The sequence below is a fragment of the Halobacillus mangrovi genome, assembly GCF_002097535.1.
Taxonomy (GTDB): Bacteria; Bacillota; Bacilli; order Bacillales; family Halobacillaceae; genus Halobacillus; species Halobacillus mangrovi_A.
The window spans coordinates 3,252,118-3,269,966 of record NZ_CP020772.1; the positions used below are offsets into that span (position 1 = coordinate 3,252,118).

Annotated in this window: 19 protein-coding genes, 1 tRNA gene and 1 riboswitch; of the genes, 6 read left to right on the plus strand and 14 right to left on the minus strand. The window is 42.1% G+C overall.

Annotated features, from left to right (window positions below; translation table 11 throughout):
* Positions 1-121 precede the first annotated feature (121 nt).
* Complete coding sequence (locus HM131_RS16275; RefSeq protein WP_085032065.1) at positions 122-1,765, minus strand: L-lactate permease; 1,644 nt, start codon at positions 1,763-1,765, stop codon at positions 122-124.
* Positions 1,766-2,079: 314 nt separating this feature from the next.
* Positions 2,080-2,124, plus strand: a riboswitch (PreQ1 riboswitch).
* An 87-nt stretch (positions 2,125-2,211) separates the two neighbouring features.
* Here HM131_RS16275 and queC point away from each other — a divergent pair.
* From queC to queE, 3 genes are read left to right on the plus strand one after another with little or no spacing between them, the layout of a single operon-like run.
* Positions 2,212-2,880: a 7-cyano-7-deazaguanine synthase QueC gene (gene queC / locus HM131_RS16280; protein ID WP_085030756.1), complete on the plus strand. Its 669-nt coding sequence runs from the start codon at positions 2,212-2,214 to the stop codon at positions 2,878-2,880.
* A complete protein-coding gene (gene queD, locus HM131_RS16285) occupies positions 2,880-3,347 on the plus strand; it encodes a 6-carboxytetrahydropterin synthase QueD (protein WP_085030757.1) in 468 nt (155 codons plus the stop codon). The genes queC and queD overlap by 1 nt, the downstream gene beginning before the upstream one ends.
* Positions 3,340-4,068 carry a 7-carboxy-7-deazaguanine synthase QueE gene (queE, locus tag HM131_RS16290; RefSeq protein WP_085030758.1) on the plus strand — a complete coding sequence of 243 codons (729 nt, stop codon included), beginning with the start codon at positions 3,340-3,342 and terminating at the stop codon, positions 4,066-4,068. The genes queD and queE overlap by 8 nt, the downstream gene beginning before the upstream one ends.
* Before the next feature lie 129 nt (positions 4,069-4,197).
* Here the strand turns inward: queE and HM131_RS16295 are convergent, their stop codons facing one another.
* The 4 genes from HM131_RS16295 to HM131_RS16310 all read right to left on the minus strand — a co-directional run bounded on the left by HM131_RS16295 (position 4,198) and on the right by HM131_RS16310 (position 6,885).
* Positions 4,198-4,365 carry a YqaE/Pmp3 family membrane protein gene (locus HM131_RS16295; RefSeq protein WP_085030759.1) on the minus strand — a complete coding sequence of 56 codons (168 nt, stop codon included), beginning with the start codon at positions 4,363-4,365 and terminating at the stop codon, positions 4,198-4,200.
* 59 nt (positions 4,366-4,424) lie between these two features.
* The gene (locus tag HM131_RS16300; protein WP_085030760.1) at positions 4,425-5,117 is read right to left on the minus strand and encodes a phosphatase PAP2 family protein; all 693 of its coding nucleotides are present in this window, start codon (positions 5,115-5,117) and stop codon (positions 4,425-4,427) included.
* A gap of 122 nt (positions 5,118-5,239) precedes the next feature.
* Positions 5,240-6,199: a bile acid:sodium symporter family protein gene (locus tag HM131_RS16305; RefSeq protein ID WP_085030761.1), complete on the minus strand. Its 960-nt coding sequence runs from the start codon at positions 6,197-6,199 to the stop codon at positions 5,240-5,242.
* A gap of 131 nt (positions 6,200-6,330) precedes the next feature.
* Complete coding sequence (locus HM131_RS16310; RefSeq protein WP_085030762.1) at positions 6,331-6,885, minus strand: hypothetical protein; 555 nt, start codon at positions 6,883-6,885, stop codon at positions 6,331-6,333.
* A 130-nt stretch (positions 6,886-7,015) separates the two neighbouring features.
* Here HM131_RS16310 and HM131_RS16315 point away from each other — a divergent pair, with 130 nt between their 5' ends.
* Complete coding sequence (locus HM131_RS16315) at positions 7,016-7,582, plus strand: phospholipase D-like domain-containing protein (protein WP_085030763.1); 567 nt, start codon at positions 7,016-7,018, stop codon at positions 7,580-7,582.
* Positions 7,583-7,601: 19 nt separating this feature from the next.
* Here the strand turns inward: HM131_RS16315 and HM131_RS16320 are convergent, their stop codons facing one another.
* Both HM131_RS16320 and HM131_RS16325 read right to left on the minus strand, forming a co-directional pair.
* Positions 7,602-8,396, minus strand: a complete 795-nt coding sequence (locus tag HM131_RS16320; protein WP_198162652.1) for an alpha/beta fold hydrolase — start codon at positions 8,394-8,396, stop codon at positions 7,602-7,604.
* A gap of 45 nt (positions 8,397-8,441) precedes the next feature.
* Positions 8,442-9,491, minus strand: a complete 1,050-nt coding sequence (locus HM131_RS16325; protein WP_085030765.1) for an SDR family oxidoreductase — start codon at positions 9,489-9,491, stop codon at positions 8,442-8,444.
* Positions 9,492-9,781: 290 nt separating this feature from the next.
* Here HM131_RS16325 and HM131_RS16330 point away from each other — a divergent pair, with 290 nt between their 5' ends.
* A complete protein-coding gene (locus HM131_RS16330; RefSeq protein ID WP_085030766.1) occupies positions 9,782-10,450 on the plus strand; it encodes an excalibur calcium-binding domain-containing protein in 669 nt (222 codons plus the stop codon).
* Positions 10,451-10,724: 274 nt separating this feature from the next.
* The gene (locus tag HM131_RS16335; RefSeq protein ID WP_085030767.1) at positions 10,725-11,252 is read left to right on the plus strand and encodes a hypothetical protein; all 528 of its coding nucleotides are present in this window, start codon (positions 10,725-10,727) and stop codon (positions 11,250-11,252) included.
* Positions 11,253-11,341: 89 nt separating this feature from the next.
* Here the strand turns inward: HM131_RS16335 and HM131_RS16340 are convergent, their stop codons facing one another.
* The 7 genes from HM131_RS16340 to trpA all read right to left on the minus strand — a co-directional run bounded on the left by HM131_RS16340 (position 11,342) and on the right by trpA (position 17,848).
* Positions 11,342-12,127: an alpha/beta fold hydrolase gene (locus tag HM131_RS16340; protein WP_085030768.1), complete on the minus strand. Its 786-nt coding sequence runs from the start codon at positions 12,125-12,127 to the stop codon at positions 11,342-11,344.
* Between the two features lie 171 nt (positions 12,128-12,298).
* Positions 12,299-12,371 (minus strand) — tRNA-Ala (locus tag HM131_RS16345).
* A gap of 157 nt (positions 12,372-12,528) precedes the next feature.
* The gene (locus HM131_RS16350; RefSeq protein WP_085030769.1) at positions 12,529-13,473 is read right to left on the minus strand and encodes a hypothetical protein; all 945 of its coding nucleotides are present in this window, start codon (positions 13,471-13,473) and stop codon (positions 12,529-12,531) included.
* A gap of 47 nt (positions 13,474-13,520) precedes the next feature.
* Positions 13,521-14,471: a hypothetical protein gene (locus tag HM131_RS16355; protein WP_085030770.1), complete on the minus strand. Its 951-nt coding sequence runs from the start codon at positions 14,469-14,471 to the stop codon at positions 13,521-13,523.
* 188 nt (positions 14,472-14,659) lie between these two features.
* On the minus strand, positions 14,660-16,072 hold the full coding sequence (locus HM131_RS16360) for a sodium:solute symporter family protein (protein WP_085030771.1): 1,413 nt from the start codon (positions 16,070-16,072) through the stop codon (positions 14,660-14,662).
* Positions 16,073-16,431: 359 nt separating this feature from the next.
* The gene (locus HM131_RS16365) at positions 16,432-17,013 is read right to left on the minus strand and encodes an anthranilate synthase component II (protein ID WP_085030772.1); all 582 of its coding nucleotides are present in this window, start codon (positions 17,011-17,013) and stop codon (positions 16,432-16,434) included.
* Between the two features lie 31 nt (positions 17,014-17,044).
* A complete protein-coding gene (trpA, locus tag HM131_RS16370; RefSeq protein ID WP_085030773.1) occupies positions 17,045-17,848 on the minus strand; it encodes a tryptophan synthase subunit alpha in 804 nt (267 codons plus the stop codon).
* Between the last annotated feature and the right edge of the window lies 1 nt (position 17,849).

Here is a 17,849-nt window from a genome sequence, read left to right on the forward strand (position 1 = left end):
AAATCTAAAAAACTTTTATTTTTATTTTGTGAGATTTACTCACATTTAACGAGGTTCTGCATATAGAAAAGGGCAGCTCCACAAATAGGACAGCTGCACCTTATCGAATGTAATATTCATTTTATAAGATATAGATGACGAGTGTTCCCAGTAAGCCAGCCATCGTAACGTAAAACAGCATAGGGATCAGCGTCAGGCGAATGATCGTTCCTTCTTTTCCAACCATATTTACAACTGAGGCTGCCGCAACAACATTCAATATGCACACCATGTTCCCTGCGTTAGAGCCTAGCACCTGCAGAGCGACGACCTGCTGAGCATTTATACTGATTTGATCGGCGACACTGAATTGAAACAGTGAAAACATCATGTTGCTGAAGGTGGCACTGCCAGAAATGAAGGATCCGAGTGCACCGATAATGGGGGCAACGAGCGGCCAGGCTCCACCGACACCTTCAGAAACCATTATGGCGAGCTCCATTGGCATACTGAGCAAGTCCGCTCCATTCACGCCAGAGTTGATGAAGATTCGAACCATTGGTACTGCCGTTCCAAGGGCGATCACACTTCCCGCCATGGCCTTGGCAGATGTTTTGAACGTCGTCATGACTTCTTCCTTGTTCATTCTGTGATAAAAAATGGTAATTAGAATTGCAGCAAGAAAAATCGTCCCAGGCAAATAAAGCGGATCAAAGGAAGTAGAAATATTGGTTCCTAAAATCGTTTCCCAGCGGACTTTAACAGACAACAGCAGTTCTTTGATCGGGAGCACATTCAATCGTGTCAATACGAGAAGGGCGGCAACAATTACATAAGGCACCCATGCTTTATATAGAGGCATCCGCTGAATAGCCGCACTTGCTTCGTTTGCCATCTCCTCTTTTTCGCTATCCCCAAAATCCCACGGTTCTTCAGGGAGCAGAAATCCTTTCATTGCAGCTGGCACGACAATCGCCAGGCCGACAAGTCCGCCAATGATAGACGGAAACTCTGGTCCGAGAAACGTCGCTACGATAAACGCTGGAATAGTGAAACTCACGCCGGCAAACAGGGAGAATTTCCATAAGGCCAATCCTTCTTTAAAGGAACGATTTTTCCCGAACAATTTTGTCAGCATAAGAACGAGTACAAGCGGAATAAAACTTCCGATAAAAAGATCAATCATGACCGCAGATTGAGCTACACCTTGAATGTACTCCCCCATAGGCTGGGTTCCAAGCACCTGTTGTACTTCGGGTGCAATATCTGCTCCCTGACGCAACCCCTGATCGACACCGACAATCAATGGCGTTCCTACAGCACCAAAGGATACGGCACTGCTATCTGCAATTAAAGCGAGAGAGACAGCGGCAAGCGGCGGAAAACCGAGCGTCAATAAAAGTGGAGCCGCAATTGCAGCCGGGGTCCCAAAACCTGCTGCTCCTTCAATAAATGATCCGAACAGCCAGGCAATGATGATCAGTTGAACCCTTCGGTCTGCGGTGATTCCTGAGAATCCGCTCCGAATCGTTTCAAGCGCACCACTATTTTTCAATGTATTCAATAAAAGTATCGCTCCAAATACAATCCAAAGGATAGAGATTGCGATCATTCCGCCTTCAAGAGAAGCGGCCGCAACTCTAATCATAGGTACTTTCCATACCGTCACAGCCAACACGGCTACGATGGCCAAGCTAATCGGCATGGCCTTTACTGCCGGCAAACGGAAGAGAACTAATAATATAAAAACGGCTAACACCGGCATAAGAGCAGTCAATAGTTCCATAACATTCACAGGATCACCCCACATTTCTTGTTACTTTCATTATACGGGAAATGGTGATGAATTTGGTGTCTAATTTGTGAAATATTTCACAATATAATCTTCTTCATTTTCATTAGAGATGCTGCAAGGGCTATTAAGATTAACCAGGAGCTTCATGACATATAACAGATTTCTACTGAGTAAAATAATAATGATTAAGATTGACTCCTTGACACGCTCTTTTTTGTAACCTTGGATTTTCTTTTCACTAGAACCATGTTAGACTAAAGGGTGGTTAAAATAAGTTGAATAATAGAATACAAGTCCGCACCAATGCGGGAGAGGTTCTAGCGACACCCTCTATAAAAAACTAAGGATGGAACTATACCTTGCCTTAGGTATGGTTTTTTTAATGGTTTTCGGGTGTGTAGAATTCTCTTTTTCTAGATTGAAAGGAGAATTTTTTTATGGAAAAAAATAATAAAGCTGTCGTTGTATTCAGCGGCGGACAAGATAGTACGACCTGTTTATTCTGGGCGTTAAAAAAGTTCGACCATGTGGAGGTCGTTACGTTTGATTATAACCAGCGCCATAAAGAAGAAATTGAAGTGGCAAAAGAAATTGCCGGGGACTTAAATGTAAAACACCATGTTATCGATATGTCGCTTTTAAATCAGCTGGCCCCGAATGCGTTAACGCGCGATGATATCGAAGTAAAAGCCGGGGAAAATGGAGAACTTCCTTCCACATTTGTTCCAGGACGTAACTTATTGTTCTTATCTTTTGCGACGATTATCGCGAACCAAATTGGGGCGAAGCATGTGGTAACGGGAGTTTGTGAAACTGACTTTAGCGGATATCCAGATTGCCGCGATGTTTTTGTGAAATCCCTGAACGTTACATTGAATCTATCGATGGATGACCAATTCGTTATCCATACGCCATTGATGTGGCTCGATAAAGCTGAAACATGGGAAATGGCTGATGAACTGGATGCCTTCACTTACGTCCGTGAGAAAACACTTACGTGCTACAACGGAGTACGAGGCGATGGTTGCGGCGAATGTCCGGCATGCAACCTGCGTCTGAACGGGCTTGAGACTTACCTAGAAAAACGTGAAGAGGTGGCAAAATAATGTACGGATTCACCATTGTAGAGAACCTGCAGAAAATAGATGAGGATATCAAACGCCACGAGCTGAAATATCACAAGAAACGCGTAATGGTCAGCAAAGAATTCACTTTTGATGCGGCCCACCATTTGCACTGTTATGAAGGAAAATGTAAGAACCTGCATGGACACACTTATCGCGTCGTCTTCGGGATCAGCGGATTTACGGACGACATTGGAATTGTGATGGACTTTGGCGATATCAAGGAGATTTGGAAAGAACAAATCGAAGTTCATTTGGATCACCGCTACCTCAATGACACGCTGCCAAACATGAATACAACCGCTGAGAATATGGTCGTGTGGATCTATGAAAAGATGGAAAAAGCGTTAAGCACCCATCCTCAAGATTGCCGGGTAGAGTTCGTCAAACTCTATGAAACTCCTACGAGTTATGCAGAAGCTAGACGGGAGTGGATGACTCATGAATAAGTTCCCGGTCTTAGAGATTTTCGGACCAACCATCCAGGGTGAAGGCATGGTCGTCGGCCGGAAAACGATGTTTGTACGTACAGCTGGCTGTGACTATAGCTGCGCCTGGTGTGACTCTGCATTTACATGGGACGGAAGCGCAAAGGATGAAATTGAGCGGCTGACGGCTGACGAGATCATTGCACGCCTCAAAGATGAAGGCGGCGACAAGTTCGATCATGTCACGGTCTCTGGCGGGAACCCTGCCCTGCTGAAACATTTGCACGAACTGATTGATCCACTCCATGAGCAAGGCATTGAAGTGGCACTAGAAACTCAAGGAAGCCGTTGGCAGGATTGGTTTACGTCGATTGATGACCTGACCATTTCTCCAAAGCCACCCAGTTCGAAAATGAACACGAACTGGATCGTCCTGGATGAGATTGTGGCACGTCTAAAGGAAAATGGCAGACTGTCCAATTTGAGTTTGAAAGTCGTTATCTTTAATGACGAAGATTTAACCTATGCGGAAGAAGTCCATGAACGCTACCCTGACGTTCCGTTCTTCCTGCAGGTCGGAAATGACGACTTAGAAGAAGAAAAATCTTCGAATCTAGCCAGTCACCTCCTCGATCAATATGAATGGCTGATTGATCAAGTGGTAGACTCAGAGAAATTAAACCATGTCCGCGTCCTCCCCCAGGTCCACGCACTCGTCTGGGGCAACAAACGCGGCGTGTAATTGCAGGGATTTCCATCACATTAACTAACATTAATTACCACCTCAGGTCATCCAGAATCTGGATGACCTGAGGTGGTTTTATATTCCAATTAAAAAAGGTGCCTGAGTAGAGGCACCTAAAATTCTTCTTTACCTTATTTTCTTTTTATCGTAGTGGTCTTTTACTACAACGGCTGCGTGTACGGCTCCTGGTACATAAAAGATCAAGGTCAGGATTAAGTTTAATAGAGCTTTCATTGGCTTTCCTGTAAGTAATACTGCAAGTGGTGGAAGAAAAATAACTAAAATATACAACATAACCTAGTCGCTCCTTTATTGTGTCTGTCTATTTATTCATACCCTATTAGAGCTATAACTTAACTCATTTTTCTGCGGCGCTGGTTCCAAAGTGTAATTTCAAGAGCTGCTATACAAGTGGCGAGCCAGGCAAGCCCGAATAAAAAGCCAGCAATGATGTCCGTAAAATAATGGACACCAAGATACACACGACTCAAACCTACAGCAAGAATCAACAGACCTAGTAAGCAATTAACCAGCCACTTCCATCCTTTTTTCAACGGACTAATGACAATTAAATAAATGATAAAGCCGTAAAACACCATCGATCCAGTAGAATGTCCACTTGGAAAACTGAATCCAGTTCCATCATATTCGGCTAACACTTCTGGACGCTGTCGTTCAAAAATCAGCTTCAACATCTTGGTCAGCGCACTAATTCCGATCATATTTACCGCAAAGTAAATGCCTACCCAGCGGCTGAAGGGAGAAAAGAACAGCAGATACACGACCAAAACAATAGATATCATTGTTATCCAAATCACCGATCCTGCTTCTGTGATCCATCCCCACGTCTGATCCAGCCATGGTGTAGTGATCGCCGTAACAAAATCAATGGCTGCTTGATCGATTCGGAGTTTTTCTTCTTCTAATACTTCTGCTGCCAATTCAAAGAAAAAGTAAAAAGCACCGCCAATTAAAATGAAGCCTGCTACTATGATGGCGATGGAAGCTTTAGAAAGATCTGATACCTTTGTTCCTGAAAACAACATCTTCGATCCACCTCTGTTCGTTATTCACTTTATATTCCCTTCCCTGCTTAAACCCTTACAAAACGGATACAGGAACACCAGTTCAATAAAAAAAGCCCTCTTTAAAAGGACTTTCAAAACGTTTATCCTTCTGCCTCTGCTTTTCTCTTAGAAAAACGATGGGCAAATATTTTACCGGTAAAAGAGGCCAGCACTTGCTGAAATAACATCCCTACTATGATAGGCACAGCCACAGGCGGCGGGAAATAAGCAATAGCAATCACCGCTCCCCCACTGATATTCCGCATTCCGCTGTTATAAGTAAGTGAAATAACACTTTCCTCATCGAGTTTAAGCAATTTACCTGTTAAGAACCCGATGAAGTAAGCAGTCATTGCTATTAGGCATACCACAACGGCAACCAATACGAGTTTGGCGTTTATGTTTTTAAAGTAGGGAGCGACTGCTGAACTATTAATTGTCACTACAGCCCCAATTCCGAGCTTCGTAAGAGGAGCCAGATTCGCCTCAAGCCGCTGGGTCACTTCTTTTTTGGCAAACTGATTAACCGCCATCGCGACCAAGGAAGGAATGACAATCATCCATAAGAGTCCCGTCATAATCTCCTGCACGTTCATCTCCACTGCATTTCCGACAAACACCTTCATCATTAAAGGGACAGCTAACGGTGAAATGAATGTATCGACAAGAATAATAGATAAAGTGAGAACGACATTTCCTTTATAAATGGAGACCCAGATTAAAGACGTAATCCCTGTAGGAATCACAAACGAAAGGACAAGTCCGATGGTGGAATAGGTATCGTCGGCAAAGACAATGGATCCGACACCGAGCGCAATGAGAGGCATAACGAAGTGAAGCACACCAATACAAGCAAGCATTCCGACCGGATGTCTAATCACTTTTTTCAAATCGGTAAAATTTGAACCCAGACTTCCAGTGAAGGTCATTACAGCAAATATCCAAGGCACTAGAAATACAAATGATTCGAACCAATCCGAAAACACAACACCAATCACAACGGCACTGGGAGTAAGATAAGGCATGATTTTCTGTAAAAATCGATTGAAGGCTTGAATCACAAAGAAAGACTCCCTTATGTAAGAAGTTCTTCTATTATAACGCTTCACATATTGGACGCCAGTAATTCTTATCCCGGATTTCTACGCTTATCTTTCATTCATTCTGAAATTACGGTCTGTAACTATACAAACTAGAAAAAGATCATGGCCCCCGCAATAATCACCGCTCCCCCTGCCATGACAAGTAGAGCTCCTCCTACACCTCTTACAGCCATATCCCTGCTGAAATTTTTCAAGTCTTCCTTATTAGACCGGTCAATTTTTCTAATTCGTAATAGGAAACCAATGTTCACTCCAATCACAGACCCTATATAATTCCCAATAGTTGGATGATACTTGGAAGGAAGGGGAATAAAGAAAGCCATTAACAATAAAAGAACAGCAAACACCAGCAATGAAATCATGCCTATTTTCAACTGTTTGTTCCACTGCTTTTCCCCTATTTTCTCACGCTCATATCTTTGGACTTGTCGATTGATTTTGAGACCGATGATTTTTCCTGTTCGCCACTGATAATATTGCATGCCTACAATGACTACGACAGCTACAACGACTCCTAAAAGCAGCCACTTAGGAGGCAGGTTCAAACGAAGATATCCCTCAAATCCTGCTAACAATACAATAAGAAAGGCATTTAAACCCCCCCATTGCTTCCACCGTAACTTCTTTACTTCAGATTTATCCAAACTCCCACCCCTTTTTCCAGTAACTAACATGTACTAGGTAAATTACCCCACCCACCCTTTCGAAAACCTCTCTCTTGAATAGGACAATTTAGTCCGTACATAGGAATAGGTAAGGACAGGAGGATGACCTATGGAAATCGCATTGACGGTCGGCGGCTCGATCTTACTTGGCTCTTTGATCGGTTACAAATTCGGTGCGGGCAAAAAGAAAGAATCGTATTCCATTCACTATTTCCTTTCCAAGAAAAACTCCCCTCAACAGGAAATTGCGGATACAATTCAAAGCGCTGAACATACGATTGACGTCGCCATTTTCCTTTTTACTAATAAAAACATTGTGGCAGAGCTGTGTCAGGCTGCTAAACGGGGTGTAAAAGTAAGAGTGTTCACAGATCGAAAGCAGACTAAAAACTCCCAAGTGCAATACGATCATATGAAGGAAATGGCTCAGTACGGGGTAAAGATCAGAACGAATACACACGACGGAACGATGCATATCAAAATGTTAATCGCAGACCAGCAGAAGGCTTTGGTCGGCTCCTACAACTTTACGAATAATGCAGAGAAGAAGAATGACGAAATCCTTCTTTCCATAAACAACGAAAAACAAGCCGTTAAGCTGACAAACATCTTTCAAGATTTGTGGGAGGACGGAATCAACTACGAGTATCCTCAAGATGAAAAGCATGTTTCATAAAAAAAAGAAGGCTTTCAGCTTAGCTGAGCCTTCTTTTGAGCTGTGTTGACATTCTGTGGATGAAATCTAACGATAAAGCATTAAACTCGGTAGCTTTCTCAATATTACATACATGGCCGCACTCAGGAATCTCAACAAGTTCTGCTGCTTCTTCTTTGCGGACATGCTTGCGGATTCCGCCCAAAAACATATGGTCTTCTTCTCCGGAAATATAAAGCTTTGGAATATTGTTCTTTTTCTTCCGCAGCCTTTCATAGAGCATGTACGCATCTCTGACAGAAAATAGCCAGGTCAAATACGCCTGTCTACCAAGTTTGAGCGCTTCCTTAATAAAGACGTTCCTAGACTTTTTATGGTTTTTCTTAGGCATAAGGATATAAGCAAAACACGTGTAAGGAAACATATAAGGAAGCATATTTCTTATTGGAAAAGAAAGACTTAACCTCCCTAATGCTTCTCCCCACCAGAGCCACTTCCCTACGGCTCCTGATAGAATCATGGATTGAATTCGCTCAGGATACTCATCAGCCATATGCTGGATAACTAATGTCCCTAAGGAAACCCCAAGGAAATGCGCTTTCCCAATATGAAGGAGATCCATCAACTCAATCACTTTTCTCCCTGTATAGGTTAATACAGGTTCTTTGTCACAAATCGGGGATCCCCCATGTCCAGGAAGATCAACAAGCAGTAAATTATAACGATCTTGAAACTCTTCCATTTGCTTGTAAAAGATTTTGTGATTTCCGCCAAATCCGTGAAAAAGAACGACCCACTCTTGACTATGATTCGTCCGGTAAACTTTATGACTCAAGGGCCTTTCAACATTGTTTTTCATATGGTTGTGTCCGCACACTCCTCAATTCGCACATTTCCCATTAATGATCGTTTGCAGCATCGGTTTATCCATATGGAGCGGCTCCATATGATTTTTCTTTAATAACTCTCTCGTGTTGCTGTCATCAAACTTCAGTGTCTTCTCGAGGTATCGATGAAACACTCTCATCGGTTCATTGAATTTCAGTTCCTGCTCCGTCAGCTGACTCGCATACGAAATCGGTACAAGCTCGACCTTATGAAAGTCAAGCTCTTCCTTTAAGGTCTCAAAGACAAATTGGTTCGTCGGAGGATTAGAATTGGTAATATGATAAATGGTGCCTTTTTCCGCATGCTCTAAACCAGCGGTTAGCACATCCACCACATAGTCGACAGGAACGAGGTTCTGTGCAGCTTCTGACTCACATAAAAAGCGGACGTTGTGATTACTTTCCTGTTTTTGACGAGACATCCGTTTTTTTAGAATTTCAAAGCTGCGGATCACGCCGTACAGCGCAAAGGTTGATTCCGCTTTACCTGTCTTTGAATCCCCAACAATAATCGATGGACGAAAAATATTGACATTAAAATGGTCTGTATATTCGAAGACCAAATGTTCAGCATGACATTTGCTTTCTTCATAAGAATTCACAAATGTATTATGAACGGAATGTAATTCTTCCTTTCCATACAGCTTGTCCCCTAACGTATAGGCTGTACTCACATGGAAAAAGTTCTTTGCTTCAATCGCCTTGGAGAACTCCAGTATATTTCGCGTCCCGTCGACATTCACTTTAAACGTCAACTCCCGATCATTTTCATCAAAGGATAGAAACGCTGCAATATGATAAACCGTATCAATATGATTCTTTAACTCTTTTATTTTTTCTTCGGAGACTCCCGCTTGATTTTTGGAAATATCTCCGTTTATAATGAACAAATTGCTTTGAAGCTCTTTTGGAACGGAGTCTAGCAGATTACCTGCTTTTCTCTCATTCCTCGCAAGCGCAAACACCTCATGACCTTCACTTAATAACCGAAGCGTCAATTGTTTCCCTACAAAACCAGTGGCACCTGTTAACAGTAGTTTCATGTTGTCCCTCATCCCACCTAGCTTAATCTATTAAAAACTTAATAATTTTTACACACGCTTAAAAGTGTAGCACATAAATATTTTTCTATCTTCGAAATCCCTTACATTGAGTCGAATGAACGAATTTTATCTCAAATATTGTTAGATTTTGGTTGAATAATCCTTAGAAAATATTGCTAAACGAGCACATCGAAAAAAGCAGAAATTAGTCTACTATTGTCGGATATGTAGGCACTGTCGAAGAATGGTAGTATGATGAATTTACCGAACCACTCTAGGAGGGATTAACTATGGCAATGGCACTTTTTCTAGTCGGTTTTGCTGCTATTCTCTCATCCCTGATCTACCTCGGTTACTATTTGATCGCCATGCTGATGGAAAAGAAATATCCGTTCAAAAAGCCATTGTTCTTCCCGTTATTAGTAGGCGGCATCACGTTTTCTATCATCGGTTTTGTCTCCATTGAAGAAAGTTCCGCCGACAAACTTGAAGATGAGATCTTAAAGAACGAAAACCTCTCACAGGAACACTCTCAGCTAAAACAAGAATTCGACGCGCTTACCAAAGACTTTGAAGCGTTGACCAAAAACAAAAACCAACTCCAAAAGAAGTTAGAAGAAAAAGTAGAAGAGTTATCTTCATTGAGTCATGAAGCTGATAAGTATGCTCAAAAAAATAAAGACTTTGAGGATAAAATTGATTCACTCCAAGCAGAACTCAAAGAACTGAACACAAATCTGAAAAACCTTACAACGGAGAACGACTCGCTTAAAGCAACGATCGATGATTTGAGAACCACTACTGCAAGTGCAGATTCTACGTCTACAAGCGATTCATCTCCCTACTATAAAAATTGCACTGCTGCCAAGAGTGCAGGGGCAGCGCCAGTATACGCTGGGGATCCCGGATATGGCCCTCATTTAGATCGAGATGGTGATGGAGTAGGTTGTGAGAATTGATGGATTCTATATTTTTTAGAATAGATCTATAATAATCTGGCTGCTGTACTCTCTTAGCTTAAGGAGGTGAGTCAATCAAACTAGAAGCAAATTCTATGATTTTCTCCTAAACGAATACAATGGTATTATTTTAATGTCCATCTGTGCAACGTACGACCTATATATTTCTAAAATATCTAAGATTTAAGCAGGTATTTTATTCCTTTTGTAGAAATTATTAGAGTAAAGCACCTGCATCCTAAGCTAGGCAAATAAAAGAAGGAAGGTGAATGGTATGTTCAAGAATCGTTTATTCAAGAATGTTCTGTTCAGTTGGATGCCACACAAAGAACAAAGTATTTGTGAGAAAAAGCTTGAGAAAGTCATAAAGCGTCTAAAAATTGAGAATTTCCATTTCAATTGGGATCGCAGCAGCTGCTTTGTAGAATTCAATTATCAAGGGAAGTCTTACCGGTTGGATCACTCTGTGGAGAAAGCCAAAGAGCGAGGAATTATCCTTAGAAACGGGTTGGATTGCATGAATGATTTGACTCAGTCTCTTGAAGACCTGTGCCAAATCATCGATCGAGGCACATATAAATTTGAAACCTGGATTGCCGGCATGCAGCATTCCCCTGCTGTACGGGAAACTCAACCTGAATATCAGGAAGAATTCCATATTAAATATAAGACCACAGGTAAACAAACCCATCATCCTCAACCTGAATATAAGAAAGAGGAAGAGTTCAATCCTTTTGGCCCGCAGCCAGCGTTAAGGGACTATGAGAAGCAAGAAGAAGAGATTCAACCTCAGCGGAGATAAGGTAATCATTGAAATAAATCATGACAGTACATAAAAGCTCGTAGAGAAACAACGTTTCTTCTACGAGCTTTTTGTTATGGGGCTAAGAACTATCTCTCAATCTTTTGATCGAGTAAGAATGCTAACGCCATCTGATTGAACTCCTCACTCTTTTCCATATGACAAAGATGACCGCACTTTTCCAGGATGGTGTAATCCATATAGTGATTACGGGTTAAATCATTCCTAAATTCAGGCAGAATACTTACATCTTCTTCCCCTGATATATACAAACGTGGGATAGGAATGGTCTTGATATCGATGTCGTCGAAAACCTCATCTAAATGCCTGAGTGCATCCATCCATTGATAGAAATTCTTCCTACCCATTTTCTTACCTTCCGTAATGAAGAAGTGCAAATGTTCTTGATGATTGGAGTATGGAAGCAATCGGTGCCCGAAAAAGCGAAACATCATCATATAAGGAATCCAGGATTTCACCTTCCATGCACGGTCTGCCAAGGCAATCAGATAAGGGTGAAATTTAATCACAGCCCCACCTAAGCAAGCTGAGCGAACTTTGGACGCATCGAGCTTCATAATAACGTGGGAAATGATTGTCCCTAAAGAAATACCAACAAAATGTGCCTCTGTAATGCCGTGGTGGTTCATGACTTGCAGCACTTGCTTTGCCGTAAAGACAAATAAATCATCTTCTGTATCATTTTGAATGTTTGTGGATCCTCCATGACCAGGTAGATCAATGAGCAGCAAATTAAAGTGTTTTTGAAATTCATCTTGCTGTTTATAGAACGTGTGGTAGCTGCCGCCTACTGCGTGGAGCATGACGATCCACTCTTGTCGGTCAGAATTATGTATGATCTTGTGATTTAGCAAAGGACCCCTCCTTTAAAAGCTATATTATAAAGGGATTCTACTTACGGTGGATGAAGAAGATTATACTATATTATGAGAACACTTCCCAACAAATGAAATTATTATTAGTGACTAAAGACCTACATGATTTCGAAATAAAAAACCTTTGCGTTTGCAAAGGTTTCTGGGTAGTGGAGCATAGCGGGCTCGAACCGCTGACCTCTACACTGCCAGTGTAGCGCTCTCCCAGCTGAGCTAATGCCCCGTATGGTATAAAGTTTGTATCTAAATCTATCAACCGACAAGACTTATTATATACGATTCCCCTCCCCTTTTTCAAGAAAATTTTGCAAAAATTAATAAAATCCACCCTAATCATAAAAAAGAACTGAGGGAGAATCCCTCAGTTCCAAATAGACGACTTAGTCTTCTTTTGTAGCTTCTACATTAACCTCTAATTCAACCTCTTCTTCTTCCTCAGTTGTATGGGATTCTTCTTCAGTCACAACAACATTTACAGCAGAGTCTTCATCTGCATGTTCTTTCGCCTGTTCGTCTGCTTTTTCATTAGCCTTAGCTTCTGCTTTCAGTTCAGAAGAAGTGTTTTGATCCTCTTCTTCATCTTCGTCAGCTTCAACGTCAGTGGACTCTTCGTCCTCTTCACGTACTTCAACCTCAGTAGACTCTTCATCTGTTGATTCCTCATCTTCTTCAGGCTCAGTAGATTCTTCTTCAACTACTTCAAGCTCAGGTACTTCTTCTTTGTCTGCTTCTTCAGTAGATTCCTCTTCTGTTCCTTCTTCGGTGTCAGCTTCAGTAGTTTCTTCTACCTTATCTTCAGTTGCGTGAACAGCAGAGTTTGGTGCTGCGTTTTCTTTAGCTGTTTCGCTTGCGTTCTCGCTAGCTTTAGAGTGTGCTTTCTTAGATAGACCTTTCTCTTTAGCAGATTCAGCATTCTCCTCTGCTTTTTCAGCATCCTCATCTACTTCTGGTGCTTCTTCTTTTACTTTAACTTCTTTAGGTTCTTCTGTTTTTTCTACCTTCGTATCTTGTGAATCTGAAGCTGCGTGAACCGCGGAGTTAGCTGCCGCATTTTCTTTGGCCTTTTCACTTGCGTTCTCGCTGGCTTTCGAATGTGCTTTTTTGCTAAGGTCTTTCTTTTCTTCCTCTTGTTTTACTACTGGTTCGTCTAGTTTAATGACTTTTTCTTGTGTGTCTTCTTTCACTTCAACGACTTTATCAGGCATGTTGGAATTGTCTTTCGCAGCTTCTGCTACATTTCCCCCTGCAAATAATCCAACGGAAAGAACACCTGCTGTAACGACCGTTTTAATGACTGTAGAATGGTTTCCTTTTACTAGTTTCATTTTTTTATTCGCTCCTTTATTTCATGTAGAATTTTTTAATTAGATTCTTATGAGAATAAAGAAGCATGTTTTGGCGGTAGCCCTGGTGGAGCATTCATCCATTGGGTACGCATCATATCATTACGTGTGACCAGGATGTTGTGATGTAAATCAGAGCTAGAGGAGTGACCTGCAATGTCCCCGACAATCCAGAAGGTCTTCCCATCAAATGATGGACGATCCTTTCCAGTCTTCCCTTGTGACGTTTGAGAAGAGGACAAGAGGATCCCTTCATCCTGGACGGGTGGTTCAATCGGCTGCTCATCAGGATTAGGCTTTGGCAAGTGATTGAGGAATTGGTTAAATACATCCTTCTCTTTGTCAGCCTCGGGTCTATCTTTTGCTGAATTAACCTGATGGTCAGATTCCGTTTGGTCCGATTTACGCTTCACCTGTGGAGATGAATCACCTGATGAATGTTCTTCTTGTTTGTTATGTATGACTTTCTCTTGGGCTTTTTCAGCTGGCTTTTGCTTATGTTCCTTTAGAGCAGTTTTATTTTCCTTAGGATGAGACTTCTTCACCTTGTCGGATTTAGGGTGCTCAGGACGTTTACCGCCAGAAGGGTCAGGCTTTTGTCTATTTTGGTTTTCTATCTTTATATTTTTATTAGCTTTGGAACTCTGACCGCGCTCATCTGCTTGTTCTGATTGGGAATGCTCAGGTGGTTGACTCGCTTGATCAGGTTTCTTCCGCTCTGTAGAAGCAGTCGTCTCTTTCGTCTTTTGTGCCTGATCCACTTCTTCGCTTTGAGTAGAACCCTTTTCCTGGTCACTCAGCGCAGTCCTATTTTGTGAGTTCTCATTACCCACAGCTCCCGCATCCTCTGGGCGATGGGCTTCGGAAATTTCTTCTCCCTCGCCTTTTGTCTCATTCCCTTTCTCAGCAGAAACTGCAAAAGGAACAGCCGTTAGCACGATAAGAAAAGCCATACTTGCCATAACGGTTCGAAGGTTCAAAGGTTTCACCTCCTTTCAAGCGCTTTCATTCTACTTACACTTATTAAGTTATTCGACAATTTTTTTGACCGTTTTTCGACAAATCCCTAAATAATGATCAATTCGAATTACGACCCACCCTATTTTTACCATTAACAAAAAACTTCTCTGTCCGTTTGGACAGAGAAGCTTCATTTGCTCATATTCTATTACGCATTAGAAGTCGCTTCACGAGATTGATAATTGTTTGTCGTTAATAGAGTTCCAACAATCAACACAATGACAGCAACCGGTACTGCGACAACCACACTGTTCACTTCAAATGGTTTTTGTAGAAGAACTTCCCAAGTAAGGGTAGCTACTACACCGGCAACCATGGAGCTTACACCGCCAATAACGTTGACGCGCTTCCAGAAGAAGACGGCGAGTACAGCCGGCGTCAGACCTGCTCCGTAAACCGTATAAGCATACATTTGTACACTTAATACTGTTGGGAAGTAGCTGATAATGACAAAGGCCAGCAGTCCTAGGACAACGATAAAGATACGCGTCATGCCTAGAAGTTTTTTATCTGAAGCATCTTTATCTACGTAATTTTTATATAGGTCATACGTTAAGTTTGTAGCTGCTGATAACAGATACGAGTTTCCGGTTGTGATGATAAAGGAAGCAGCTGCTGCCAGCAAAATACCTCCAATGGCTACAGGCATCGCTACCGTAGTCGCCATAAGGGCCATTCCAGGATCGATGTTAGGGAATAGAGAACGGGATGCAAATGCGATCAATGAAATGGATGGAGAAATAACGATCATCGCAATCAACCATCCGAGTTGAGCGCGTTTAGCTGCTTTGTTCCCTTTAGATGAAGCAAGGCGCTGATACATGTTTTGGTCACCTAAAAGCAAGAATAGAGACGGCAATAGATAACCGATCATTTGAATCGTCGTTAGCCCACCAGTTGCATTCATGTGTGACTCGGGTACATTTGCGACGATTTCACTCCATCCTCCAGCGACGATGAAGATCGTCGGAACGGTAATGATTAATCCTCCAACCATTAAAAATCCACTGATGGCATCGGTCTGGGATACGGAACGCAGTCCCCCGATCATCGCAAGGAAAATGATCATCCCTGCTCCGATCATCGTTCCGGCAGCGACAGACATGCCTGTCGTTAAGTTAAGAATAAAGCCGAAGCCTTTCATTTGATATGATACGATTCCTACATAAGCTAGGATTATAATGACACTCGCAAGGTTACGGGCTGTGCGACCGTATTTTGCTTCTAAAATTCCGGCAACAGTGAATTTCCCTTGTTCACGGATTTTAGGTGCAATGACATAAAGAATGATAATACCGACTAACGTTGGGAGCATCATCATAAAGGATGGCAGAATTCCATAACTGAAGGCCATAGAGGTTTCTCCGCCTGAAATACTTCCACTACCTGTCCATGTAGCTAATAGTGTTCCCATCAATACGAAAGGACCTAAGCTTTTACCGGCTAAAACGAAATCTTCACTTCCGGCTACTTTCTTCGACATAAATACGCCGATTCCAATCATTACTATTGCATAAATGGCCATAAACCATAAAAGAGTTGGATCTTGTTGCAGTTCCATAACTACTGAATCATCTCCTGATCGATTAGTACGCTGGTTCTTAGTTGAGGTGAATCGTTTCACATCGGCCGATATGTATCTGTCCTCTGAACACAACGCTACCTAATCTATCACACTTTCCACATTTGTAAAAATGGCTAAACCATGGGCAAAACGAGGGATTTAGAGCCGTTTTTCCTTGATGTAACATTTTTACAATCATTCATGAAAGCGATAACGTCAGATAATCCAAAAATTGCTTTATTTTTATGAAATTTCTAATAAATTGATGATTCAGTGCCAGAATTTTATAGTAAAATTAGTTCTTTATCCCCACAAAAATAGAGCCGGTATCTCCAAAAAAGATACCAGCTCTCTGACTATAAAATAGCTTTCATGCGACTTTGAATCACATTTTTCAAAAGCAGCTTGCCATCATTTGTTCCAATCGATTCCGGGTGAAATTGGACTCCTTCGATCGGATACTCCAGGTGACGGATTCCCATGATTTCTCCTTCTACTGTAGCGGCTGTCACTTCAAAACAGTCCGGCAATCCAGGGAGATCTACGATAAGAGAATGATAGCGCATCGCTTCCATCGGATTGTTTAACCCTTTATAGATGCCGCTTCCATCATGAAAGATGTTGGAGGATTTCCCGTGCATCAGCCGATCTGCTCGAACGACATTGCCACCAAAAACCTGGGCAATCGCCTGGTGGCCAAGGCAGACCCCGAACATGGGGATTTTATCTTTATACCTTTCTATAACTTCTAAGGTCACCCCTGTTTCATCAGGGGAACATGGACCCGGGGATAGAAAAATTAAATCAGGCTTTAACTCGTCAATCTCTGCTAACTCGACTTTATCGTTTCGTCTGACAATCACTTCCTCACCAAGTTCACCTAAATACTGGACAAGGTTGTACGTAAACGAATCATAATGGTCGATCATATAAATCATCTCTGCTCTACTCCTCTCTGCTCTTGCTGTCTTACTTTACGAGTTCATGTATGCCAGCTGAAAAATCCTCTAAGGCTTCGTTTTCGTTTCCTTGCTGGACTTTTTCTAATCCGTCTTCAATTAAGCGGATGATTTTACTTCCAATAATCACTCCATCGGCATGTTCGCGGACTAGCTTCACATCATCATTAGACGAAACTCCAAATCCGACGGCTACGGGAACAGGGCTGTGTTCTTTCACTTTTTTAATGAAAGAAAGTGAGTCCGCTGACATTTCACCAGAGCGTTCTCCGGTTACGCCTAAAGTAGATACACAATAGAGAAAACCTCTCGCATGCTCAGCGATCTGCTTAATTCTAACATCAGAGTTCGGGGCTACAAGGGAAATGAACTCGATTCCTTTTTCTTCTGCTAGAGCTCGTACTTCTTCACTCTCTTCGTAAGGAAGGTCAGGAATCAATACACCCTCTGCTCCGTTTTCTTCTAACAGCTCGAAAAAGTACTCATGTCCGAGCTGCAAAACAGGATTATAATACGTAAAAATCACAACAGGAATTTCGACACCATTTTTCCTGAGCTCTGGAACAAGCTGGATCGCTTTTCTCAATGACATTCCAGCATTCAATGCGCGCTTGGCTGCTCTCTGAATCGTTGGACCGTCTGCTAATGGATCCGAGTAGGGCACGCCAAGCTCAAGGATATCGGCTCCCTCTTTCTGAAGGCGAAGGGCATATTGGATGGTCATTTCTGGAGTCGGATCACCGGCAACAACAAATGGTATGAATAAGTTCTCTGTTTTTGTCAGTTTCCCTTGGAATGAAGTTTTTGTGAGCATG